Source organism: Novosphingobium sp. (genome assembly GCF_036733805.1).
Classification (GTDB): domain Bacteria; phylum Pseudomonadota; class Alphaproteobacteria; order Sphingomonadales; family Sphingomonadaceae; genus Novosphingobium.
The window spans coordinates 1-20,968 of the sequence record NZ_DAIMZT010000040.1; the positions used below are offsets into that span (position 1 = coordinate 1).

Below are 20,968 nucleotides of genomic sequence, written 5' to 3' on the forward strand. Positions count from 1 at the left end.
TGTAGATGTTGGCCGGGATCGGCTCGATGCAGGCGCTGGTGCCGCCGCAGATGATGCTGATCGAGGCAGTGGGCGCGATCGCCATCTTGCAGGAGAAACGCTGCATCACGCCCATTTCGGCTGCGTCCGGGCAGGCCCCGCGCTCCTGCGCGAGCAGGAGCGATGCTTCGTCCGCCTTGGCCGCGATATGCTGGAACATCTGCAGGTTGAGCGCCTTGGCCATCGCGCTTTCGAAAGCGATGCCCTTCTGCTGCAGATAAGAGTGGAAGCCCATAACGCCCATGCCGACCGAGCGTTCGCGCATCGCTGAATATTTAGCTCGCGCCATCTCGTCCGGCGCGCGGTCGATATAATCCTGCAGTACGTTGTCCAGGAAGCGCAGCACGTCCTCGACAAAGCGCTTGTCGCCCCGCCATTCTTCCCAGGTTTCGAGGTTGAGCGAGGAAAGGCAGCAGACTGCGGTGCGATCGTGGCCCAAATGGTCGCGGCCAGTAGGCAGCGTGATTTCCGAGCACAAGTTCGAGGTTGAAACCTTGAGGCCGAGATCGCGGTGATGCTTTGGCATCATGCGGTTCACGGTATCGGAGAAGACGATGTAAGGCTCTCCGGTGGCGAGGCGCACTTCGACCAGCTTCTGGAACAGCGCGCGCGCGTCCACCTTGCCGCGCACCGAGCCGTCGCGCGGGCTTTTCAGTTCGAACTCGGCCCCATCGCGCACGGCCCGCATGAATTCATCCGTCACCAGGACGCCGTGATGCAGGTTGAGCGCCTTGCGGTTGAAATCGCCCGAGGGCTTGCGGATCTCCAGGAACTCCTCGATCTCGGGGTGCGAGATGTCGAGATAGCAGGCGGCCGAGCCGCGGCGCAGCGAGCCCTGCGAGATGGCGAGCGTCAGGCTGTCCATCACGCGGACGAAGGGGATGATGCCGCTGGTCTTGCCGTTGAGGCCGACCGGCTCGCCGATGCCGCGCACCGCGCCCCAATACGTGCCGATGCCGCCGCCCCGGCTGGCGAGCCAGACGTTCTCGTTCCAGGTGGCGACGATGCCCTCCAGGCTGTCATCCACCGAGTTCAGATAGCATGAGATGGGCAGGCCCCGCCCGGTGCCGCCGTTCGAGAGCACAGGCGTCGCCGGCATGAACCACAGCTTCGAGATATAGTCGTAAAGCCGCTGCGCATGTTCCTGATCGTCGGCATAGGCATCGGCGACACGGGCGAAGAGGTCCTGGTACTTCTCTCCGGGCAGCAGGTAGCGATCGTCCAGCGTTTCCTTGCCGAAATCGGTAAGAAGCGCATCGCGATCGGCATTGGTGGCGATATCGAAGCGACGATCGTGGATCGTCTTGGAATCGGTTGCCCCCGCCTTTTTCTGCGCCTTTTTCGGCGCATCGTTCATATCCACCAGATCACCCGTTGCGACATCGGTCTTGTCCATGGCGATTGCCGGGCTTTTGCCCGTCTCCTTTTCGTTCACGGCGGTTTCGCGCCGAGCCTCTTCGCGCGCGGCCGCGGCATAGAGTCCGTCCATTTCGACTTGCTCCCCGCCGGAATGGCCCGTGTCGTAGCTGTTCACGTGACCGTCGCCTGCGTTCCTGAAATCCACGTTGCGCCCCCCGAATGCTCAAAAAAAACGTCATCAAACCGCCTCACGGCGATATCACAATCAAGACGGGCCCAGCGGTGCCGGAGCGAGTCGACGAAGCAACAAGCTTTCCGTCTACCAGAACCAGCACAAAAAGAGAACGATCACGTTCCGCCTGACCCCCTGTCCGACCTTTTGCCGTGTCGCTACCCGGCCTTTCTCAAGTTCCCTGAGCCTTGTGGCAAGGACCCTGCCTGATCCTTGCTGCTCCTAGGTATTGAGGCCCGGCGATCGACCCGCCACAACCCATAGTGCCCGTTCTACGTAACGACGCAAGAGGGGAGGCCGGTCCGATCTGGCGGGCGAATTAGGGGGTGGGCGCCCGCTCACCATTCGCGACGCGTGGGAACTCCTTCACCCATCGAAGGCGCAAGAGGCTAAATCGCCTTTGCCGACCAAAAATTTTTCCACATAAATTGCCGACGAAACGAATCGTGCTTGCGACAAGCCGAGTCCTTTTTCGGCCAGAGTCAAGATGCTAGGGCCGCCTTTGAAACGTTTTGATCCCCATGCCGTATGTCGACCCGCTCTGTCATCGGCAGAACCGTGCGTGCAATTTCTTGTGATACATACCACTGCAAGAGTCTGCGGCGCATATCGGCTATATAGGTCCATCACAGCGCGAGAGGGAGATCAGCCTCATGTTCAATATCATCGGCGCCATCGTCAGCGGCCTCATCATCGGCGTTCTGGCGCGCTTCTTCTATCCCGGCGGTGTGCATATGAGCTGGATCGCGACGATCCTGCTCGGCATCGGTGGCTCGCTGGTGGCGGGCCTGGTCACCTCGCGCGGGCGGGAGGAATTTCATCGCGGCGGCTGCATCGCTTCGGTGCTGGGCGCCATGCTGCTGATTTTCATCGGCCACCTGTTGCACATCGGTCGTTAGGGGTTCAGGGCACCAGGATCGTATCGACCGGCTCGTCATCGGTCTGCGGAAAATTGAGCGTATAATGCAGGCCCCGGCTCTCGTGCCGCTTGAGTGCGGAGCGAACGATGAGGTCGGCCGATTGGAGCAGGTTGCGCAGCTCGATCAGGTCGGTCGAAACGCGGAAGTGGCGGTAATATTCCTCCACCTCTGTATTGAGCAGCTGGATGCGGTGCATGGCGCGTTCCAGCCGCTTCGTGGTGCGCACGATGCCCACGTAATTCCACATGAAGCGGCGGATCTCGGTCCAGTTCTGCTTGATGACGACTTCCTCGTCCGGCTCGCTCACCCGGCTTTCGTCCCAGGGCATGACCGATGGCGGTGCATCGAAAGCGGTCCAGTGCGAAAGAATGTGCGCGGCCGCCGCCTCGCCGAAGACGAAGCATTCCAGCAGCGAGTTGGATGCCAGACGATTGGCGCCGTGCAGGCCGCTTTCCGTACATTCGCCCGCCGCATAAAGGCCGGGCAGGTCAGTCCGTCCGTCCAGGTCGATCACGACGCCGCCGCACGTATAGTGCTGTGCGGGGACGACCGGGATCGGCTCGCGCGTCATGTCGATGCCCAGCGTCAGCAGCTTCTCGTAAATGTTCGGGAAGTGCTCCTTCACAAAGGCTTCGGGCTGGTGGCTGATGTCGAGGTGGACGTAATCGAGGCCGAAGCGCTTGATCTCGGCGTCGATCGCGCGGGCGACCACATCGCGCGGGGCCAGCTCCATCCGATCGGGATCATAGAACGCCATGAAGCGCTTGCCGGTGCGCGGGTTCACCAGCCGCCCGCCTTCGCCGCGCACGGCCTCAGTGATGAGGAAGTTCTTGACCTCCAGATTATAGAGGCAGGTCGGGTGGAACTGCATCATTTCCATGTTGGAAACGCGTGCGCCGGCGCGCCAGGCCATCGAGATGCCGTCTCCCGTGGCGCCGCGCGGCGCCGTGCTGAACTGATAGACGCGGCCCGCCCCGCCGGTCGCCAGCACGGTGGCCCGCGCGGTGAAAGCCTCGACGTGGCCGGTTTCCTCATTCAGCGCATAGACGCCCCAGACCCGGCCGGAGCCCGAATAGCGCTGCTCGTGTCGGCCGGTGATGAGGTCGATGCAGGAGCGGCCGGGCAGCAGCGTGATGTTCGGGTTCGCCTCCGCGGCGCGCAGCAGCGCTTGCTGCACCGCGTGGCCCGTGGCGTCATTCACATGGACGATGCGGCGATGCGAATGTCCGCCCTCACGCGTGAGGTGAAGCGCGTTGCCCTCAGTATTGAAAGGCACGCCCAGGTCGACCAGCCGCCGGATCGCATGCGGCGCGCGCTCGACCACAAGCTCGACCGTTTCGCGGCGGTTGAGGCCGGCGCCCGCGATCACGGTGTCGCGAATGTGCTCCTCGAACGTGTCGCCCTCATCCAGCACCGCGGCGATGCCGCCTTGCGCCCAGGCGGTGGACCCGCCCGTCAGCCCACCCTTGGCCAGCACCGCCACCTTCAGCGTCTCGCCCAGCGCAAGCGCCGCCGTAAGCCCGGCCGCGCCCGAGCCGATGATGACGACGTCAAAGGTCCTTGCGTGATCTGCATGCGATTCCATCACGCTTCCTTGCCTAGCTATGACAAGGACCGCAAGATTTTGACGTGAGGGGGTGGGGGAGTGGGCAGGAAGTGGGCCGGTAGCGGACTGTCCGGTTCGGGGCAAACACACTGTGCGAGCTGCTATTCAGTGGGCAGTTGAACAGTGCCATTATGGCTGCCCGTGAAAACCACTTAGGGCTTGCGAAATGGATCCATATGTTGGATCCGTCACCGTATGACCGGTATCCCAAAATCAGTTCTGACGACCTGCGTTGATGAGGCCATTGCGGCCTCGGCGGCCGGGTCCGAATTTGTTATCTATAACGGACCATGCGAAGAGTTGATGCGTGAAATTCCATCAAAATCTGTAGATCTTTTTGTGACTTCTCCACCCTATTTTATGGGTAAGGAATATGATAGATCCTATGAATTGGACGATTTTTATGAAGACATCCGAAATATTTCTGGGGATACAGTTCGGATTGTTAAGGAAGGTGGAAACTTCTGCTGGCAAGTTGGCAATCACGTTGGAAAGGCATCAATACTCCCTTTAGATTTCGCAATCTATGAAGTTTTCCGTGAGCAGACTGAAATCGCCCTCCGCAATCGAATCATATGGCACTTCGGCCACGGGACGCATGCGAAGAAGCGCTTCAGCGGACGCCATGAGACGATCATGTGGTACGGGAAGGGGTCAGACAGCTATTTCGATTTGGACGCCGTCAGGGTACCGCAGAAATATCCTGGAAAACGCCACTACAAGGGACCAAACAAGGGTGAATTCAGCGGCCATCCCCAAGGTAAGAACCCATCTGACGTCTGGGAAATACCGAACGTGAAGGCAAACCACTGCGAGAAGACAGCTCACCCCTGCCAATTCCCTGTCGCACTGGCGCAGCGTTTGGTTCGCGCGCTCGCGCGGGCTGATGGCTTGGTTTTTGACCCGTTTTCGGGATCTGGTTCAAGCGGGATTGCTGCCGCCCTTGAAGGTCGTCGCTACCTCGGCTCGGATACCTCGGCGGAATATTGCCATATCGCGTTAGACAGGTTTGAGGCCCTTCGATCAGGGAAACTCGCGATCCGGCCGCTTGATCGTGATATTTACCAACCAAGCGAGCGTGCGGCTGTTGCTCAACGGCCCGATCACTTCGCTTTTCAAGAATAGGAGCCTATATGGCTAAGTCTCCCAAGAAGCCGGCCAAGCATACCGGCGTGAAGCAAGGCGCCCTCACCGCCCCGAGGACGGTTCCCGCTTTGCGTGTGGTGCAAGGTGACAGCAGATTTTACGTCTTCAATATGAAGGCATCGGAATTGTGGCCGATGGTTTCCATTAATCGACGCTCGGAGACGGAGGATCGCGGCTATCAGCGCGTGTTGTCTCAAGCGAGAGTTGAAGCCGTCGCAAACCATATCAAGTCCGGAAGGCCCGTACCAAACAGTGTGCTAATCTCACTGGACAAGGCGGAATATGATGAACAATCCGGCAGACTTACGATTCCGAAAGGAACTGACATCGGATGGGTGATCGATGGCCAGCACCGGATAGCCGGCTCCCACGAAGCGTCGGCCGAAGTCGATATTGAACTCTGCGTTTTTGCATTTGAGGGCGTCGATCAGGAATTCCAAATCGAGCAATTCATCACGATCAACAGAGAGGCAAAAGGGGTCCCTACCTCTCTTGTGTACGATTTGCTTTCCCATCTGCCCAACCGGAAGAAGCCAGCAGACGTCGCTAATGAACGGGCAGCTGAAATTGCTAACGAACTGCGCAGAGACGAAAAATCGGCGCTGTACAATAGGATTGTGGTGACACAATCGCCAAGCAAAGGAAAGGTTTCGATAACGAACTTTGTTCGGAAGATCGCTCCTTTGGTGCACCCGGATCGAGGGGCGCTTAAAGTTTACACCCTCCCCGAGCAGAAAGGCATTATCGGAAACTATTTCTCAGCTTTGAAAAAAATCTACCCCGATCAATGGGCGAAAGCTGACAATATTTTCTTTAGAACGATCGGGTTCGGAGCGATGTTGAACATGTTCGATGAGATTTTTACCCTAACTCTTTCCGAACATGGTGGTTTTAAGATTGAGGATATTGAGGCCACTTTGAAGGGCGTGAAGCATTTTGAATTTTCTGCTTGGGACTCGTATGGGTCCGGCAATAAGGCCGAAATGGAAGCTGCATCTGATTTCCGTACCGATTTCAATCGTTCACGCACCAACATCTCAAAGGCTAAGATCAGACTGTGAAAAGTTGGGAGGCAGCGTATGACTGTGTCCGTCTCAGGTCTACAGATGAGCTCATAAAGAGCATCGGTGTAACTACGCCATTCGAGTTCGATGCTACCAGAGATACAAGTGAAGTTGCAGTTTTTATTGAAGCAAACTGGGAGGAATTGGGAAAAGAACATAATACGATTATCTCACTGCCAGCGCGAGACATGAACTTAGTCCGGGACACATTGATATGTGCCTCCAAATTCTTCCATGTCGTACACAATGTGCGCTCGCACGTCACCGGAGGTGCGATGACTTGGGCAGTCGTGGACATCTACCACGCGGCGTTATTGGGCACTCGGCTGATCTCCGCATTATATGGAGTGCTGAGCTATGGAGTGCAGGGGCGCACGGTACTGATCGACTTTCGTCCCGAGTTCGGTCGGGAGCAGGATCGGAAGGCGTTCAGAAAAGAAAATAAAGATGTCGAGGATCCAGTACGCGTTCTCAAGCCTCAGCCGAAACAGCTATCCCAAAGTGACGCTTGGTCATTGATAAAGCGTTTGTGCAACGTCACATCATGCCCACCTGACGAGCAGGCATCAGTGGACGCGATGAAGCAAGTTGCAAACGAGAAGAATTCTGCTTTTCGGAATATGATATTCTACGACTCTGTGGCGTGGAGTTGGCTTGACGATTTTTCTGCGGTAGCGGCTAACATTGTTATTCAACATGGGCGACTGGAAGAAGCCGGTGCGCTTCACTCGACAACAGTGAATGCTCTCGTTGAAGTGTTCGGCTTTGTGAAGCCGCGACTTATCGCATTATGCGGTCAATGTGGTGTGCTGCCGGAATCAGTTTCGCCAATCTTGGCGCGTAACGCATCGCCGGTTGATCTGTTAGGGTGAGTAGCCCCCGGCAGCATGGAGGGTCGGCTTCGATCTCCAGAGCCGACTGTCAGGAAAGTCCTAGCCTCGACCCTTTGGGCTAGATTGCGTCAACCTCCGGGAATGGCAGGTTCTGGGAACGGTGTCTGGCCAGCGGAACGACGTTGTTTAGGCGCTAAGCCGCTGCCCGGGCCTGGCTCGTAAGCGTTACGAAAACATCCTCCAGGTCGGCCTCTCGCGTGGTCACGTCGATGATCGCGAAGCCCTGGGCCTGCACGGCCGAGAGGATTTCTCCCGCGTTGCTGCGGTCCTTGTCGTAAGTGATCTGCAGGATCCGCTCGCCCGCCTTTTCGCATTTCAGGAAGCCGGGGTGGCTAGGCAGGTCGGCGAGATCGCGGTCGAGCGTGAGGACGATGATCTTTTCGCGCGCCATGCCGACCAGTTCGCGCGTGGGCTTGTTGGCGATCAGTTCACCGTGATTGATGATGGCGATGCGGTCGCACAGTTCCTCCGCCTCCTCGAGGTAATGCGTGGTGAGGACGACCGTCACTCCTTCGCGGTTCATCTCGGCGACCAGTTCCCAGAGCTGGCGGCGCAGTTCCACGTCGACGCCGGCGGTCGGCTCGTCAAGCACCAGCACGGGCGGTTGATGCACCATTGCCTTGGCGATCAGCAGACGCCGCTTCATCCCGCCGGAAAGCGTGCGCGCATAGGCATTGCGTTTGTCTGAAAGATGCACGGCGCGCAGCAGGTCCTCGCTGCGGCGCAAGTGCTTTGCGATGCCGTAAAGGCCGCCCTGGTTCTCCAGCACTTCGAACGGGGTGAAGAACGGATCGAAGACGATTTCTTGCGGCACGATGCCGATCGAGCGCTTGGCGTTGCGCTGGTCGCGATCGATGTCAAAGCCCCAGATATCGACCTTGCCCGAGGTTTTCATCACCAGCCCGGCGAGGATGTTGATAAGTGTCGACTTGCCTGCCCCGTTCGGGCCCAGCAGGCCGAAGATGCCGCCTTCGGGCACATCGAACGACACCCCCTTGAGCGCCAGCTTGCCCTCTCCGCTGCCGGCGGGAGCGTAACGCTTGACGAGGTCGCGGATGGAGATGGCGGGCGTGGGCTGGGAGGCGGTGTTCATGGCCTTGCGCATTTGCGGCAGGTTTGCCCTGAGGTAAAGGGTTCGCTTCGATTTACCGGGCGGGGAGGATCGTTCAGCACGGCCTTCAACCGGAATCAAATCCCGGCGTACCAGGCGTAAGCGCCGTTATCCTCCCAATAGCCGCCCTTGCCGCCGTGAATGCCCTCCAGCGCGGCCACCGCTTCGATGCGGGTGACGAATTTGGCGTGCTTGTAGCCCAGCTGACGCTCGACCCGCAGGCGCAGCGGCGCGCCGTGCGCTTCCTCCAGCGGCTTTCCGTTCATGGCCCAGGCCAGGATCGTCTGGGGGTGGAACGCGTCGACCAGGTCGATCGATTCGTAATAGGGACGGCCGAGATAGAGATCGGCGCAATGAAAGACGACGTAGCGCACCTGTGGGCGAAGCCGCGCCAGATCGAGGAGGGCGCCAAGGCGTGGCCCGGTCCACTGGCCGATCGCGCTCCAGCCTTCCACGCAATCGTGCCGGGTGATCTGCGTGCGTTGGGGAAACGCCTTGATCGCGGCGAGGGGGAGATCGGTCGGTCTATCGACCAGCCCGTCCACGCGCAGTGACCACCCCGCGAAACCTTGCGCCAGATGCCGGCGATATCCCGGATCGGCCACTTCGCGGCTGCCATTGGCGCGGAACACCGGCGACATTTCCGCCGCGCTGAACTCCGCGGCCAGCGCATCGCGTCCCAGCGCCCGCTGCGTGACGCGATGGAGATTTTCCGCGCCCTCCAGCGTCTGGCGGAAGGCCGGGTTTTCGAACAGCTTGTCGCAGCCGGAAAGCAGCAGGCTCCCGGCCCCCGCCGCGCCCGCGCCGATCAGTTTGCGGCGCGAAAGGATCAGGCGGCTCATGCCCGCTTCTCCCTGGGCAGGCGATAGCGCCCGGTTATCATCGAGCGCACTTCGTTCACCGGCCCCGCCAACAGCACCATCGCGATATGGACAAGGAAGAACAGCACCAGCAGCCAGGCACAGATGAAATGCACGGAGCGCGCAGACTGGCGGCCGCCAAAGCCCTCCGTGACCAGTGGCAGCCAGGCATCGGTGCCGGGCGACATGGCGAGGCCGGTCAGGATCATCAGGGGCAGCAGCACGAAGAGCACGCCGGCATAAGCGATCTTCTGAAGCACATTGTACCGCAGCGCCGCCGCCCCCGTGGGGAAGCGCAGGCGGGCGTGCTCCCCGATGTCGCGCCAGATCTGCCGGGGACGCCACTCGGCGCGGGTGATGTGGATGTCTCGCCGCAGATGCCCGTTGACGAGCGACCAGAGCAGGTAAAGCAGCAGGCCCAGTGCGAGCATCCAGGCGAAGGCGAGGTGCCAGATCCGCGCCACGGCCAGATTGTAACGGGAGGGGATCGTCGCCCACCACGGAAAGGCGTGCCGCTGCGCCTTTCCGTCCCGATCCTGCCAGAGGCCGAGCATGCCGGTGGTTTCGATCCGGGTGCTGCCGATCTGAAGATAGCCGAACTCGGCCGGCCCGGTACGGGCCGATCCGATCATCAGCCAGGGCTTATCGTAATTCGCGCCGTATTGGCCCCAGTAAAGGCGCGGATGCGCGTTGAAGATCATCAGCCCACTCATCAGCATGACCAGGAGCGTAACGGCATTGATCCAGTGCCACAGGCGGGTCGAGAGCCGATGGCGCCTGACCAGTTCGCCGCCGGTGGGCGCGCCCGGTTCCGATCGCATGCCGGTCTGCTCCATGTCCGTTCCCCCGTCCGACAGGCTATTCGCCGATCAGGTGCGCCGCGATCTGCCGATGGTGCGGCATTGCGCGATGCTCCGCAAGATAGATTCCCTGCCAAGAGCCCAGCGCCATGCGCCCGCCGATCACCGGGATTTGAAGGTTCACGCCAGTGAGCGTGGCCTTGAGATGTGCGGGCATGTCGTCCGGCCCTTCATCGTCATGCCGGTAATGCCTCCCCTCGGGCGCCAGGCAATCCAGCCAGGCGGCAAGATCGGTGCGCACCGCAGGTGCGGCATTCTCCTGAATCAGCAACGAGGCCGAAGTGTGGCGGCACAGGAGTGTCAGCAATCCCTGGGTGATGCCCGTCTGGTCCAGCCAATCGGCCACGGCCTGCGTGATCTCGGTAAAACCGCGACCGGGGGTTTCGAAGGAAAGGACAACGGACTCTTGTCTCATCGCCGCGCATCCTGATCTCTTGCCGCGCGGGTTTCAACCGCCGGCGACGATGCCGTCCGCCACCAGCGCCAGCGCCGCGCGCGCTTGCTCTTCATCCGCCTTGATCCTGCCGTCCAGCGCCAGCGTCGCCAGCCCGTGCACCGCGCTCCACGCCGCGAGGGCCGCGACGCCGGGATCACCCTTCGCCATGCCGGACACACGGCGCAGCAGGACCGCGAAGGCATCGGCATCTTCCCTCGACGGTGGCTCGCACAAAGCGCGCCCGGCGAACATAAGGCGGAACAGCGCCGGGCGGCCTTGCGCGAACCGGTAATAGGTCATGCCCTGTGCGATCAAGGCCGAGCGGGCGTCGGCAGTGCGGTCGGCCTCCTCCAGCGCCTTGGTCAGCGCCGCGAAACCCGCTTCAGCCACGGCGCGCAACAAGGCGGCCTTGTCAGCGAAATGACGATAGGGCGCCATAGCCGATACGCCGGTTTCGCGCGCCAGCATGCGTAGCGTGAGGGCCGCTTCTCCTTCCTCGTCAAGCAGCCGTATCGCCGCGTCTATCAGCTTTGCGCGCAGGCCAGCAGCCGATTGCTTCTCAGTCATCTTGTTTACACCGTAAACTTCATTTATGTGTACATTGTAAACAAGGAGATTCGCGATGCAAAGCACTACCTTGCGTGAAACTGTCGACCTGTCCGCCTATCCCGAACTCACGGTTATCATCCTGGGCTTCAAGCTGCGCCGCCTGCGTGCGTTTCCGGCTATGCTGCGCATCGGCCGCGGGCTGAGCCAAATCCGCCGGAACCCGCCCGAAGGGTTGCTGGCGCACGAACAGATGATGTTCGCGTGGAATCATATCGGATTTCGCCAATACTGGCGCGATTTGCCAAGCTTGGAACGCTTTACCCGCAGCATGCCGCACAGTGATTGGTGGCGCGACTTCACCAGGGACCCGCAAGGCGCGGGCTTCTGGCACGAAACCTATGGCGCCCAAGGCATAGAGGCGATTTACGTGAATCTTCCGGGGCAGCGCTTGGGGCTTGGCCAATTCGCTCCCGTGGTTGAGCCGGTGGGCACCCTGCTCTCCGCGCGCCAACGACTTAAGGTTCATGCCGAAGCGCATGTTGCATGACGGAGCGAACCCAGGGAAGTCCCGTCCGCCCTTAATCGCCCGCTACGGTCATCCCTTCAACCCGAACGGTCGGCACATTGATCGCTCGATACCATTCCAGATCGTTGGCGGGGGTAAGGCGTGCGAGCATAGAGAGAAGATTGCCGGCCACGGTAAATTCGGAGACCGGGCCCGCGATCATGCCATCGACAATGCGAAAGCCGATCGCACCTCGGCTGTAATCGCCGGTGATACCGTTGACGCCCTGGCCGATCAACTCGGTCACATAGACGCCCTCTTTGATGTCGGCCATCAGTTCGGCGGGGGAAAGCGATCCGGCGACGAGATGGACATTGCCCACTGACACGCCCGGCGCGCCGCCGCCGTGACGGGCGGCGTGACCGCTCGGGTGCATGGAGAGCTGGCGGGCGGACGCGGAATCGAGCAGCCATCCGGTGATGCGGCCGTCCTCGATAAGGTTCCGGCGGCACGTTGCCAGCCCTTCGCCGTCGAACGGGCGAGAGCGCAACCCGCGCGGTGCGAGAGGATCTTCCACTACCGTGATCTCCGGCGCAAAGACGCGTTCGCCCAGCTTGTCCAACAGGAAGCTGGAGCGGCGCGCGATAGCGCTGCCGGACATGGCGCCGATCGCATGTCCCACCAAGGTGCCGGCGACGCGCGGGTCGAAAACCACTGGCATTGCGCCACTCTTCATCCGGCCCGAACCCAGGCGGGCGACGGTGCGCTCCCCGGCAAGGCGGCCGATCTCCGCCGGCGGCGGCAAGTCGGACCCATGATGCGCCGAGCGCCAGGCATTATCGCGCTGCTTGCCCGCGCCTTCGCCGCCAACGACAGAGACGCTGAGCGACCGGCTGGTGGATTCGTATCCGTCGGCAAACCCGTGGCTGGTTGCGAGGGCGAAAACGCCCGCGCCGGCACTTGCGGATGCGCCGTCGGAGTTGGTCACGCCGGCGACGGCGCGGGCCGCCTCTTCCGCTTCTTCTGCCATGGCGCGCAAGGCTTGAGGGATGGGTCCTTGATCGTCTGTGAGATCGAGGTTCGGCCAAGGGCCCTTCGCCACCAGCTCTTCGGGCGCCAAGCCGGCGTAGCTGTCCTCAGGCGCGGCGCGCGCCATGTCGATCGCCCGGGCCGCCAGCTCGTCGAGCGCCTGCGGGGAAAGATCGGAGGAACCGATGCTGGCCGAACGGTGCCCGATGAACACACGCAGCGCGATGTGCTCGCTTTCGGACCGCTCCACGTCTTCCAGCTTGCCGAGCCGGATCTGGATGCCTTCCGAAGAATTGGCGCCATAAACCGCGTCGGCGGCGTCGGCCCCTGCGCGGCGTGCGCGTTCGACCAGATCATGGGCGCGATCGCTGGCCTGTTTCGGACTGAGCATGTGAATCGCAACTCCTGTCGTCCGCGCCCGCAACGGTACGCGCCGCCCGCCCTAGTCGCCGCGCAGGCGAAGGGCAAACGCGAGTTGCTTCGGTGCGGATCAGGTGAAGGCCAGGCTCAGCAGCTTGAACAGCCCGGTCAGGCCGAAAGGCAGCCCGATGGCGAGCACCCAGAGCAGAAGGCGGTCGCGCCGGTAATAACGCGCCAGCGAGGGATCATGCGCTTGTTCGTCCGTCAGCCGGTTCCAGCGCGACTCGAAACGGCGGCAGGCGGGGATGATGGCGACGACGAGAATGACGAGGGCAAGATAGGGCAGGAGCGAGGAGCCGCTGGCCTTAAGCGCGCCGATCGTCACGAAGATCTGCAATGCCGTGTAGATCAGCAGGGCATAAGCGATATGATCGCTCATCTTGCGGCGCCAGTCCACCATGGCGCGTTGTCCTCCATCGAGCACAGGATTTTCAGGAATTGCGGCCCGTTTCGCATTATTATCCATCAGGCGATTCTCCCCTCGTCCGATGCTTTGCCGGCGACTTAATCATCTAAATGCATCTGGATCAAGTGGAGTTCCGTTTTTCGCAAGCATGGCGACGGGCTGCCGCCTGCGGTCATGCACGAAACCTGCCAAAACACGCGTGCAAAGCGGAAATGCCGGTTGCCGTTGCCGGGTTGGCTGCGTAAACCCCGCCAGGATGACGGAAACGACTGATCTTTCGCAGGAACGGAAGGCCGCCGCCGCCGCAGCTGCGGCGCTAGTTGCCGAACGGGGTGGGCTCGAAGTCATTTCGATCGCCAAAAGTTATGACAAGCGCGCCGTGCTGACCGATATCTCGCTTTCCGTCGCGAAGGGCGAGGTGCTGGGCCTGTTGGGGCCGAACGGCGCCGGTAAGACGACCTGCTTCTATTCGATCATGGGGCTGGTCCGACCGGATTCAGGCCGCATTCTGATGGACGGCATCGACGTTACCCGCCTGCCCATGTACCGCCGCGCGATCCTGGGCTTGGGCTATCTGCCGCAAGAAACCTCTATCTTCCGTGGAATGACGGTGGAGCAGAACATCGGCGCGGTGCTTGAACTTAATGAGCCCGACAAACAGGTGCGCCAGGAAGAGCTGGAACGCCTGCTTGACGAGTTCGGCCTCAGCCGTCTGCGTTCCAGCCCGGCGATGGCGCTCTCGGGCGGTGAGCGGCGACGCTGCGAAATCGCCCGTGCCTTGGCCGCCAAGCCGTCGATCATGCTATTGGATGAGCCTTTTGCCGGTATTGACCCCCTTTCGATCGCTGACATCCGCGATTTGGTGAGAGACTTGAAAACGCGCGGCATCGGCGTGCTCATCACCGATCACAACGTGCGCGAAACGCTGGACATCGTTGATCGCGCTTGCATCATCTACGGGGGCCAGGTGCTTTTCGCCGGCAGCCCCGAAGCGCTCGTCGCTGACGAAAACGTGCGCCGCCTCTACCTGGGTGAGGGTTTCACATTGTGAGGCCGGACGCGGGGGGTATGTAACGAATGGTGCTGGGGCCACGCCTGGACCTCAGGCAAAGCCAATCGCTGGTCATGACGCCGCAGCTGCAGCAAGCGATCAAGCTGCTGGCGCTGTCCAATCTGGAAATAGAGGCATTCATCGGCGCGTCGCTTGACGCCAATCCTCTACTTGACGTCAGCGCGCGGGCGGCTGACCCGGTTGCCGATTTCGTGGATATGCCTGAGGAAGGCCGGCGCACCACGCTGGAAGGCTCCCCGGTCGATCAGCTTATCGGGGAAGGGCGGGCTGAGGATGACCGTCCGCTTGATATTGACGCTGCTGCGCTGGACCGGGAGCGTGATACCGGCGACGGCCAGCGTGTGTTGGACGATGCGCTCTGGGGCGCCGATTTGCGCGGTCCCGCCAGCGACGACGCCCCTGGCATCGAGGATCGCGCCGGCGGTGGCGAAACCCTGACGCAACATCTGGCGGCGCAGATCGGCGCAGTCGCCGGCGATGCCAGACTGGCCGGGATCGCGCGCTACATCATCGGCCAGCTTGACGAGGCGGGATACCTTCCCGCGACGATCTCCGAGATTGCCGACGATATTGACGTGGAAGAGGGTGAGGTCGAGCAGGCGCTGGCTCTGGTCCAGTCGCTCGATCCCACTGGCGTCGGCGCGCGTAGCCTGTCCGAATGCATAGCCCTTCAGGCGAAGGATGCTGACCGCTACGATCCCTGCATGGCCCGGTTGATCGACAATCTCGATCTTGTCGCACGAGGCGAGTTCGTGCGGCTGAAGCGGATGTGCGGTGTCGATGATGAGGATTTCGCCGACATGCTGGCGGAGCTGCGCGGCTACGATCCCAAGCCGGGCCTGCGCTATGGCGGAGAGCCGAGCGGCGCGGTGACGCCTGACGTTCTGGTGACGCCGCGCATTGACGGCGGCTGGGACATCGCGCTCAACCAGGCGACAGTGCCGCGCCTGATCGTCAATCGCGGCTATTACGTGGAACTGAAGGGTTCCTGCGATGACAAGGCTTCGCGCGCCTGGCTTTCTGAAAAGCTGGCTGACGCCAACTGGCTGATAAAGGCCCTGGACCAACGCCAGCGCACTATCCTGAAAGTCGCGACCGAACTGGTGAAGCAGCAGGACGGCTTCTTCCGCCATGGCGTTTCGCACTTGAAGCCGCTGACCTTGCGCGCTGTCGCAGAGGCGATCGGCATGCATGAATCGACAGTCAGCCGCGTCACCTCGAACAAGTTCTTGAATTGCCCGCGCGGCACTTATGAATTGAAGTATTTCTTCAGTTCCGGAGTAGCTTCCGCCGATGGCGAAGGCGGCGCTTCGGCCGAAGCAGTCAAGGCCGCGATCCGCCAGTTGATCGATGCGGAAGACCCCAAGGCCATCCTTTCGGACGACGCGCTGGTCGAATTGCTCAAGGAAAAGGGCTTCGAACTCGCCCGCCGCACTGTCGCTAAATACCGAGAGGCGATCGGGCTGGGCAGTTCGGTGCAGCGCCGAAGGCAGAAGGCATTGGCCGGCGTGCGCTGAGCCGGGGCCTGAACTACGAAAATACCCGTATCAGTCCTTCGGGCTTGGTTCACCGCGCCGCTTTAGATTTCGGCAATGAAGGTCGGCAAAGCCGGCCGCGGGGCCAAGACTATGATACCGAAGATCTTCCATTTCATCTGGGTCGGCGACGAGGGCAAGCGTCCGGACAACTGCATCGACAGCTGGCGCGCCGCGCACCCCGAATGGCAATTCCACCTTTGGGGCAATGCCGAACTTGAGGGCCGCGACTGGATCAACGCGCATCACATTGCACAGATGCGCAAGCGTGAATTTAACGGCGTGGCCGACATGATGCGTTGGGAAATCCTGCACGAACATGGCGGCGTCGTGTTCGACGCGGATTCGATCTGCGCCCGTCCGCTTGACGACGCGCTGCTGGATTGCGAGGCGTTCGCCTGCTGGGAAAGTGAGATCGCGCGTCCCGGCCTGATCGCCGCCGGCTATTTCGGCTGCGGCGCCGGCAATTCCTTTGTGAAGCGGATCATAGAGGATATTGCCGCTTCCCCTTCGGTCGTGGAGGAGTTGGCGTGGAAGACGGTGGGGCCGATGCGGCTGACCGAATGCTATCGCAAGTTTCAGTATACGGCGCTGCGCATTTACCCGAGCCATTATTTCATTCCGCGCCATTTCACCGGCGTGACTTATGAAGGCGACGATCCGATCTATGCCCATCAGCTTTGGGGCTCGACGCTCAAGAGCTATGACAGGTTGCATGAGGCCGACATTTCCAAAGTGACCGCCCTGGCGCACCCGGCGCAGACAGCTTCGGCCGAGCCGGCACAGCGCCCTGCATCGGCAACCCCGTCCGAGCCGACCGCTGCGGCCCCTTCGCCACTCGAACGGATTCACGCGCCTTATTTCCTGCAACGCGTGCCGGTCAGCACAGAACTCGCGCATCTGGGCCGCCTGGACGTGCTGAGCGGGCTTTGCGCCGGCCAGCGTGTGCTCCATGTCGGCTGCGCGGACTGGCCGATCACGGATCCGCGCACTTCGCTTCACGTTGCGCTGGAGAGCCATTGCGCACAGCTTGACGGGCTTGATCCGCATGGAGAGGCGCTGGAAGCGCTGCGTCCTTACGTGAAGGGCGATCTGTTCACGGATTTTTCTCAGGTCATCGGCCGTTATGACGTGGTGCTGGTGCCTGAAGTCATGGAGCACGTTTCCGACGTCGCCGGCTTCCTTGCACAGATCGAAGCGGTCGACGCTTCGCTGTTCCTGATCTCCGTGCCGGACGCGTTCCAGTGCCGGGCCCGTCACTTCGATTACCTGCCCGAGACCGAGACGTTCCTGGAAGGCGTTCACCCCGACCACAACGTCTGGTACACACCATACACTTTCGCCAACACACTGCGCAAATACAGTGGGCTGGAACTTCAGCGGATGTGGTTCTTCAATAACATCTCGCTGCTTGCTCTGTTGAGCAAGTCGCACCTCGCCGCAGCGGCCTGAGCGGCGGGAAATTCGGCGACGGGATACCCGGCAACTCGGACAGGGGTTGAAACAAGACCGAATCGGTCTTAAAAAGGATCTGCGGGCCGGGCCCCTCTGGCGCGGCGCGAACCGGTCGGTATTTCCGGCAGGGATCGCGCCTCGTGATGTCGGACCGCATCGGGTGATGCCCGATGCAGGATCCTGGCGGAACGCCATTCACAGGACGCCTGGAAAGCTTCGGCTTTGCGAGCATTTGCATCGGCATTCCCGATCGGACCAACCCCGTTCGACAGGGAATTGAAAATGACCGAACGCATGTTTCGTTTGCTTGAGCGTTACCAGAAGCTCGATGTGCTGCTCGCTAAAGCCAGGGAAAGGCGCTTCGCCGATCCACTTGAGATCGCCATGCTGAAGGCTCGGAAATCGCGGATGAGGGGCAGGCTGGCTCGGCTGCTATTCCCCCGGCCGCTGACGCAATAAGCCTGTAGCCCTCGCGCCGGCGCGCGGTCCCCCTCCGAAGCGCCGGCGCACCCGCATTCTCGGGACGAGAAAACCTTATGGATATCCTGTTTGCCGACTGGCTGGGCACCCCGGCCTGGTTCTGGCTGGCCTTTGCCGGACAGGTCGGCACCCTCGCGCTGATTTCTGGGGGCGTGGCGTGGTCCTGGTGGAAGACGCGGGTCGATCGCGAAGGGGCGGAGCGGGCTGGCGCCTGCCACGATTGACGCGCGTGCGATGACCCGCGGACGTGGAGGACTCAGAAATCCCAGCGTCATTCCGGTTCAACCACAACCGGAATAACGCTAGGGCCCGATCATGACCAGCGCGATCACCTTCCCTGAACGCCCCGTTTATGACTGGACCGCCCGCTATCTGGTGGCCCTGCTCCTGGCCAACGTGGCGCTGGCGCTGGGGCCGATGCTGGTCCGTCTTGCCGACACCGGCCCCGTCGCAGCGGGCTTCTGGCGGCTGACCCTGGCCTTGCCGGTGATCGTCCTGCTGGCCTTGCGTGAACCTGCGAGGCAACGCCGGATCGCGGGAACAGCGCTGCTTGCGGTGCTGGGTGGTGGGATCGCCTTTGGGCTGGACCTGGCCGCCTGGCATATCGGCATTGAGCGGACCAAGCTGGGCAATGCTTCGGTGTTCGGCAATTCAGGCAGCTTGATCCTTATGATCTGGGGACTTTTCGCGGCTCGGCGCTCGCCGCGCTTGCTGGAAGTCCTGGCGATCCTGGCCTCGCTGACCGGCGCCGCCTTGCTGATGAGCGGGTCGCTGGAGATCAGCCGTACTCATCTTGCCGGAGACCTCTTCTGCCTGCTCGCTGGTGTTCTTTATGCGATCTACATCCTCACGCTGGGCTCCGTGCGCGAACGACTGGGCAATTATTCGCTGCTGCTCCATTCCATGTTTGCCAGCATTCCCATTGTTTTCGCTCTCGCCTGGCTGCGGGGTGAGGCGATCGTTCCTCATAACTGGACGCCACTGCTGGTGCTGGCCCTGACGAGTCAATTGGTGGGGCAGGGCGGACTGATCTATTCGCTGCGGCATTTTCCGCCCCTGGTGATCGGCCTGGCGCTGCTGACCCAGCCCGCGATTTCGGCCCTGGCCGGTTGGGTGGTTTTCAGGGAGGAGCTGTCGGCCGCGGATCTGAACGGCATGGCTCTGCTTGCGGGCGCGCTCGTCTTGGCAAGGGCCGGGGGCAAGTAAGCCGATGGCGCGGCTGATCCTCTTCAACAAGCCTTACGATGTCTTGTCCCAGTTCACCGATACGCGGTCGCCAAGTCCGCGGTCCACACTTTCGGACTTCATCGAGGTACCCGGCGTCTATCCGGCCGGCCGGCTTGACCGGGACAGCGAGGGCTTGCTTCTGCTTACGGATGACGGCCGCCTCCAGGCACGCATCGCCGATCCGAAATTCAAGATGGCCAAGACTTATCTGGTGCAGGTTGAAGGTGAGCCTGGCGCAGTCGCGCTGGAAGCCTTGCGCAAAGGCGTGACACTCAAGGATGGGCTAACCCGGCCCGCCGAATGCGCGCTGATTGCGGACCCGCAGCTCTGGCCGCGCGATCCGCCGGTACGCTTTCGCAAGTCCGTGCCTGACACCTGGTTGCGCCTGGCCATCCGCGAAGGCCGCAATCGCCAGGTCCGCCGAATGACAGCGGCCGTCGGGCACCCCACGCTGCGGTTGGTGCGCTGGTCTGTTGGGGACTGGACGCTGGACGGCCTGGCACCGGGGGAGTGGCGCGAACTGCCGGTGTGATAGACATCTTTTAACTTCCGGCCATATGTGATTCACATAGTCGCACAGCATGGAGTTCGAGTTCGATTCGGCCAAGGACGAGGGCCAGTCGCTTCAAACACGGCTTGCGGCTGGCGTTTGGGATGCGGGCGATCCGCTCGGGCTCCGATGCGTCGCTCACCGCGCACCCAGATCCCCCTTGCCGACGCTCCCGCTCGCCATTTCCAGCATGCGGTCAAGGCTTTTCTTGGCTGCCAGCCTCAGCCCTTCCTCTATCTCCACTCTCGGCTGCAAGTTACGCAAGGCAAGATACAGCTTTTCCATGGTATTGAGCGCCATGTACGGGCAGATATTGCAGTTGCAGTTGCCATCCGCGCCGGGCGCGCCAATGAAGGTCTTGCCGGGGAGGGCAAGCTGCATCTGGTGAATGATGTGCGGCTCAGTGGCGACGATCAGGGTATCGCCCGGCATCTCCATGGCATACTTCAGGATGCCGCTGGTCGATCCGACGTAATCCGCGTGGTCTATGATATGCGGCGGGCATTCCGGGTGCGCCGCGATCGGTGCGTTCGGGTGTTGGGCCTTGAGCTTCATCAGCTCGGTCTCACTGAAGGCTTCGTGGACGATGCATACGCCGGGCCAGAGCAGCATGTCGCGATTGAATTTGCGGGAGAGATAACCGCCCAGGTGCCGGTCGGGGCCGAAGATGATCTTCTGGTCCTTCGGGATTTGCTGCAGGATCGTCTCGGCGCTGGAACTGGTGACGATCACGTCGGACAGTGCTTTCACCTCGGTCGAGCAATTGATGTAAGTCAGCGCGATATGATCGGGATGCGCCTCTCGGAACGCCTTGAACTTTTCCGGTGGGCAGGAATCCTCCAGGCTGCAGCCGGCCTCCAGATCAGGCAGGACGACGATCTTTTCGGGGCTCAGGATCTTGGCGGTATCGGCCATGAACTTGACGCCGCAGAAGGCGATCACGTCCGCGTTGGTCGCCGCCGCTTTGCGGCTCAGTTCCAGACTGTCGCCCACGAAATCGGCGAGGTCCTGCAATTCGGGTTTCTGGTAGTAATGGGCGAGGATGACCGCATTGCGCTCCTTGCGCAGCCGCTCGATCTCGGCGCGCACGTCAATGCCGGAAAGGTCGGCGGGTATAACGGTCATGGCATTTCCCTTTTGTCCTGCGCTCCGGCGCATGCGTCGGATTTGCGGCCTATCTAGGGAGGCCGTGCGCAGGACCCAAGGGGAAATTG

The 20,968-nt window shown here is 61.5% G+C and carries 22 protein-coding genes; 12 read left to right on the top strand and 10 right to left on the bottom strand.

The features are described 5' to 3' along the window. On the bottom strand, window positions 1-1,603 hold a 1,603-nt coding region (locus tag V7D69_RS10505; RefSeq protein WP_442947051.1), incomplete at its 3' end, for a ribonucleoside-diphosphate reductase subunit alpha. A 680-nt stretch (window positions 1,604-2,283) separates the two neighbouring features. Here V7D69_RS10505 and V7D69_RS10510 point away from each other — a divergent pair. After that, the gene (locus tag V7D69_RS10510) at window positions 2,284-2,529 is read left to right on the top strand and encodes a GlsB/YeaQ/YmgE family stress response membrane protein (protein ID WP_324061085.1); all 246 of its coding nucleotides are present in this window, start codon (window positions 2,284-2,286) and stop codon (window positions 2,527-2,529) included. Between the two features lie 4 nt (window positions 2,530-2,533). On the opposite strand, the gene nadB is transcribed toward V7D69_RS10510, so the two are convergent. Further along, window positions 2,534-4,135 carry an L-aspartate oxidase gene (nadB, locus tag V7D69_RS10515; RefSeq protein WP_333605762.1) on the bottom strand — a complete coding sequence of 534 codons (1,602 nt, stop codon included), beginning with the start codon at window positions 4,133-4,135 and terminating at the stop codon, window positions 2,534-2,536. 216 nt (window positions 4,136-4,351) lie between these two features. Between nadB and V7D69_RS10520 the strand changes: the two genes are divergently transcribed. From V7D69_RS10520 to V7D69_RS10530, 3 genes are read left to right on the top strand one after another with little or no spacing between them, the layout of a single operon-like run. Beyond that, window positions 4,352-5,281 carry a DNA-methyltransferase gene (locus V7D69_RS10520; protein WP_333605763.1) on the top strand — a complete coding sequence of 310 codons (930 nt, stop codon included), beginning with the start codon at window positions 4,352-4,354 and terminating at the stop codon, window positions 5,279-5,281. A gap of 8 nt (window positions 5,282-5,289) precedes the next feature. Continuing rightward, the gene (locus V7D69_RS10525) at window positions 5,290-6,363 is read left to right on the top strand and encodes a DGQHR domain-containing protein (RefSeq protein ID WP_333605764.1); all 1,074 of its coding nucleotides are present in this window, start codon (window positions 5,290-5,292) and stop codon (window positions 6,361-6,363) included. Further along, a complete protein-coding gene (locus V7D69_RS10530; RefSeq protein WP_333605765.1) occupies window positions 6,360-7,238 on the top strand; it encodes a hypothetical protein in 879 nt (292 codons plus the stop codon). Before V7D69_RS10525 ends, V7D69_RS10530 begins: the two co-directional genes overlap by 4 nt. 154 nt (window positions 7,239-7,392) lie before the next feature. Here V7D69_RS10530 and V7D69_RS10535 read toward each other — a convergent pair whose 3' ends face one another. The 5 genes from V7D69_RS10535 to V7D69_RS10555 form a co-directional block, all read right to left on the bottom strand. Continuing rightward, on the bottom strand, window positions 7,393-8,352 hold the full coding sequence (locus tag V7D69_RS10535) for an ABC transporter ATP-binding protein (protein ID WP_333605766.1): 960 nt from the start codon (window positions 8,350-8,352) through the stop codon (window positions 7,393-7,395). A gap of 95 nt (window positions 8,353-8,447) precedes the next feature. Further along, window positions 8,448-9,212, bottom strand: coding sequence for a molybdopterin-dependent oxidoreductase (locus V7D69_RS10540; RefSeq protein ID WP_333605767.1), 765 nt, complete (start codon window positions 9,210-9,212; stop codon window positions 8,448-8,450). Further along, window positions 9,209-10,051, bottom strand: a complete 843-nt coding sequence (locus V7D69_RS10545; protein WP_324064496.1) for a cytochrome b/b6 domain-containing protein — start codon at window positions 10,049-10,051, stop codon at window positions 9,209-9,211. The genes V7D69_RS10540 and V7D69_RS10545 overlap by 4 nt, the downstream gene beginning before the upstream one ends. A 37-nt stretch (window positions 10,052-10,088) precedes the next feature. Next, complete coding sequence (locus V7D69_RS10550; RefSeq protein WP_333605768.1) at window positions 10,089-10,505, bottom strand: secondary thiamine-phosphate synthase enzyme YjbQ; 417 nt, start codon at window positions 10,503-10,505, stop codon at window positions 10,089-10,091. A gap of 33 nt (window positions 10,506-10,538) precedes the next feature. Further along, a complete protein-coding gene (locus V7D69_RS10555) occupies window positions 10,539-11,093 on the bottom strand; it encodes a TetR/AcrR family transcriptional regulator (RefSeq protein WP_324064557.1) in 555 nt (184 codons plus the stop codon). A gap of 55 nt (window positions 11,094-11,148) precedes the next feature. On the opposite strand from V7D69_RS10555, the gene V7D69_RS10560 reads away from it, so the two are divergent. Beyond that, the gene (locus V7D69_RS10560; protein WP_324064556.1) at window positions 11,149-11,622 is read left to right on the top strand and encodes a monooxygenase family protein; all 474 of its coding nucleotides are present in this window, start codon (window positions 11,149-11,151) and stop codon (window positions 11,620-11,622) included. A gap of 31 nt (window positions 11,623-11,653) precedes the next feature. Here V7D69_RS10560 and V7D69_RS10565 read toward each other — a convergent pair whose 3' ends face one another. Further along, complete coding sequence (locus tag V7D69_RS10565) at window positions 11,654-13,000, bottom strand: TldD/PmbA family protein (RefSeq protein WP_324064555.1); 1,347 nt, start codon at window positions 12,998-13,000, stop codon at window positions 11,654-11,656. Window positions 13,001-13,099: 99 nt separating this feature from the next. Beyond that, complete coding sequence (locus V7D69_RS10570; protein ID WP_324064554.1) at window positions 13,100-13,495, bottom strand: hypothetical protein; 396 nt, start codon at window positions 13,493-13,495, stop codon at window positions 13,100-13,102. A 196-nt stretch (window positions 13,496-13,691) separates the two neighbouring features. On the opposite strand from V7D69_RS10570, the gene lptB reads away from it, so the two are divergent. From lptB to V7D69_RS10605, 7 genes are all read left to right on the top strand, one after another. Continuing rightward, window positions 13,692-14,486 carry an LPS export ABC transporter ATP-binding protein gene (gene lptB, locus V7D69_RS10575; protein ID WP_324064553.1) on the top strand — a complete coding sequence of 265 codons (795 nt, stop codon included), beginning with the start codon at window positions 13,692-13,694 and terminating at the stop codon, window positions 14,484-14,486. Between the two features lie 26 nt (window positions 14,487-14,512). Then, on the top strand, window positions 14,513-16,024 hold the full coding sequence (gene rpoN / locus V7D69_RS10580; RefSeq protein WP_324064552.1) for an RNA polymerase factor sigma-54: 1,512 nt from the start codon (window positions 14,513-14,515) through the stop codon (window positions 16,022-16,024). 75 nt (window positions 16,025-16,099) lie between these two features. Then, window positions 16,100-17,494: a glycosyltransferase gene (locus V7D69_RS10585; protein ID WP_333605769.1), complete on the top strand. Its 1,395-nt coding sequence runs from the start codon at window positions 16,100-16,102 to the stop codon at window positions 17,492-17,494. 285 nt (window positions 17,495-17,779) lie between these two features. Continuing rightward, window positions 17,780-17,956, top strand: a complete 177-nt coding sequence (locus tag V7D69_RS10590; RefSeq protein WP_324064550.1) for a DUF465 domain-containing protein — start codon at window positions 17,780-17,782, stop codon at window positions 17,954-17,956. A 77-nt stretch (window positions 17,957-18,033) separates the two neighbouring features. Beyond that, on the top strand, window positions 18,034-18,201 hold the full coding sequence (locus tag V7D69_RS10595; RefSeq protein WP_324064549.1) for a hypothetical protein: 168 nt from the start codon (window positions 18,034-18,036) through the stop codon (window positions 18,199-18,201). Between the two features lie 91 nt (window positions 18,202-18,292). Next, window positions 18,293-19,183 (top strand): DMT family transporter, encoded by an 891-nt coding sequence (locus tag V7D69_RS10600; RefSeq protein WP_324064548.1) that lies wholly within the window; start codon window positions 18,293-18,295, stop codon window positions 19,181-19,183. A 4-nt stretch (window positions 19,184-19,187) separates the two neighbouring features. Then, window positions 19,188-19,736: a pseudouridine synthase gene (locus tag V7D69_RS10605; RefSeq protein WP_324064547.1), complete on the top strand. Its 549-nt coding sequence runs from the start codon at window positions 19,188-19,190 to the stop codon at window positions 19,734-19,736. 156 nt (window positions 19,737-19,892) lie between these two features. On the opposite strand, the gene nadA is transcribed toward V7D69_RS10605, so the two are convergent. Then, on the bottom strand, window positions 19,893-20,879 hold the full coding sequence (gene nadA, locus V7D69_RS10610; RefSeq protein WP_324064546.1) for a quinolinate synthase NadA: 987 nt from the start codon (window positions 20,877-20,879) through the stop codon (window positions 19,893-19,895). Window positions 20,880-20,968: the final 89 nt, after the last annotated feature.

Bases quoted from the DNA above. Each gene is read 5' to 3' on its own strand.
- V7D69_RS10540 (WP_333605767.1), bottom strand. From the start codon at position 9,212: ATGAGCCGCCTGATCCTTTCGCGCCGCAAACTGATCGGCGCGGGCGCG.
- V7D69_RS10520 (WP_333605763.1), top strand. From the start codon at position 4,352: ATGACCGGTATCCCAAAATCAGTTCTGACGACCTGCGTTGATGAGGCC.
- rpoN (WP_324064552.1), top strand. From the start codon at position 14,513: ATGGTGCTGGGGCCACGCCTGGACCTCAGGCAAAGCCAATCGCTGGTC.
- V7D69_RS10550 (WP_333605768.1), bottom strand. From the start codon at position 10,505: ATGAGACAAGAGTCCGTTGTCCTTTCCTTCGAAACCCCCGGTCGCGGT.
- V7D69_RS10590 (WP_324064550.1), top strand. From the start codon at position 17,780: ATGACCGAACGCATGTTTCGTTTGCTTGAGCGTTACCAGAAGCTCGAT.
- V7D69_RS10565 (WP_324064555.1), bottom strand. From the start codon at position 13,000: ATGCTCAGTCCGAAACAGGCCAGCGATCGCGCCCATGATCTGGTCGAA.
- V7D69_RS10570 (WP_324064554.1), bottom strand. From the start codon at position 13,495: ATGGATAATAATGCGAAACGGGCCGCAATTCCTGAAAATCCTGTGCTC.
- lptB (WP_324064553.1), top strand. From the start codon at position 13,692: ATGACGGAAACGACTGATCTTTCGCAGGAACGGAAGGCCGCCGCCGCC.
- V7D69_RS10605 (WP_324064547.1), top strand. From the start codon at position 19,188: ATGGCGCGGCTGATCCTCTTCAACAAGCCTTACGATGTCTTGTCCCAG.
- V7D69_RS10555 (WP_324064557.1), bottom strand. From the start codon at position 11,093: ATGACTGAGAAGCAATCGGCTGCTGGCCTGCGCGCAAAGCTGATAGAC.
- V7D69_RS10545 (WP_324064496.1), bottom strand. From the start codon at position 10,051: ATGCGATCGGAACCGGGCGCGCCCACCGGCGGCGAACTGGTCAGGCGC.
- V7D69_RS10510 (WP_324061085.1), top strand. From the start codon at position 2,284: ATGTTCAATATCATCGGCGCCATCGTCAGCGGCCTCATCATCGGCGTT.
- V7D69_RS10525 (WP_333605764.1), top strand. From the start codon at position 5,290: ATGGCTAAGTCTCCCAAGAAGCCGGCCAAGCATACCGGCGTGAAGCAA.
- V7D69_RS10600 (WP_324064548.1), top strand. From the start codon at position 18,293: ATGACCAGCGCGATCACCTTCCCTGAACGCCCCGTTTATGACTGGACC.
- V7D69_RS10535 (WP_333605766.1), bottom strand. From the start codon at position 8,352: ATGAACACCGCCTCCCAGCCCACGCCCGCCATCTCCATCCGCGACCTC.
- nadB (WP_333605762.1), bottom strand. From the start codon at position 4,135: ATGGAATCGCATGCAGATCACGCAAGGACCTTTGACGTCGTCATCATC.
- V7D69_RS10585 (WP_333605769.1), top strand. From the start codon at position 16,100: ATGAAGGTCGGCAAAGCCGGCCGCGGGGCCAAGACTATGATACCGAAG.
- V7D69_RS10595 (WP_324064549.1), top strand. From the start codon at position 18,034: ATGGATATCCTGTTTGCCGACTGGCTGGGCACCCCGGCCTGGTTCTGG.
- V7D69_RS10560 (WP_324064556.1), top strand. From the start codon at position 11,149: ATGCAAAGCACTACCTTGCGTGAAACTGTCGACCTGTCCGCCTATCCC.
- nadA (WP_324064546.1), bottom strand. From the start codon at position 20,879: ATGACCGTTATACCCGCCGACCTTTCCGGCATTGACGTGCGCGCCGAG.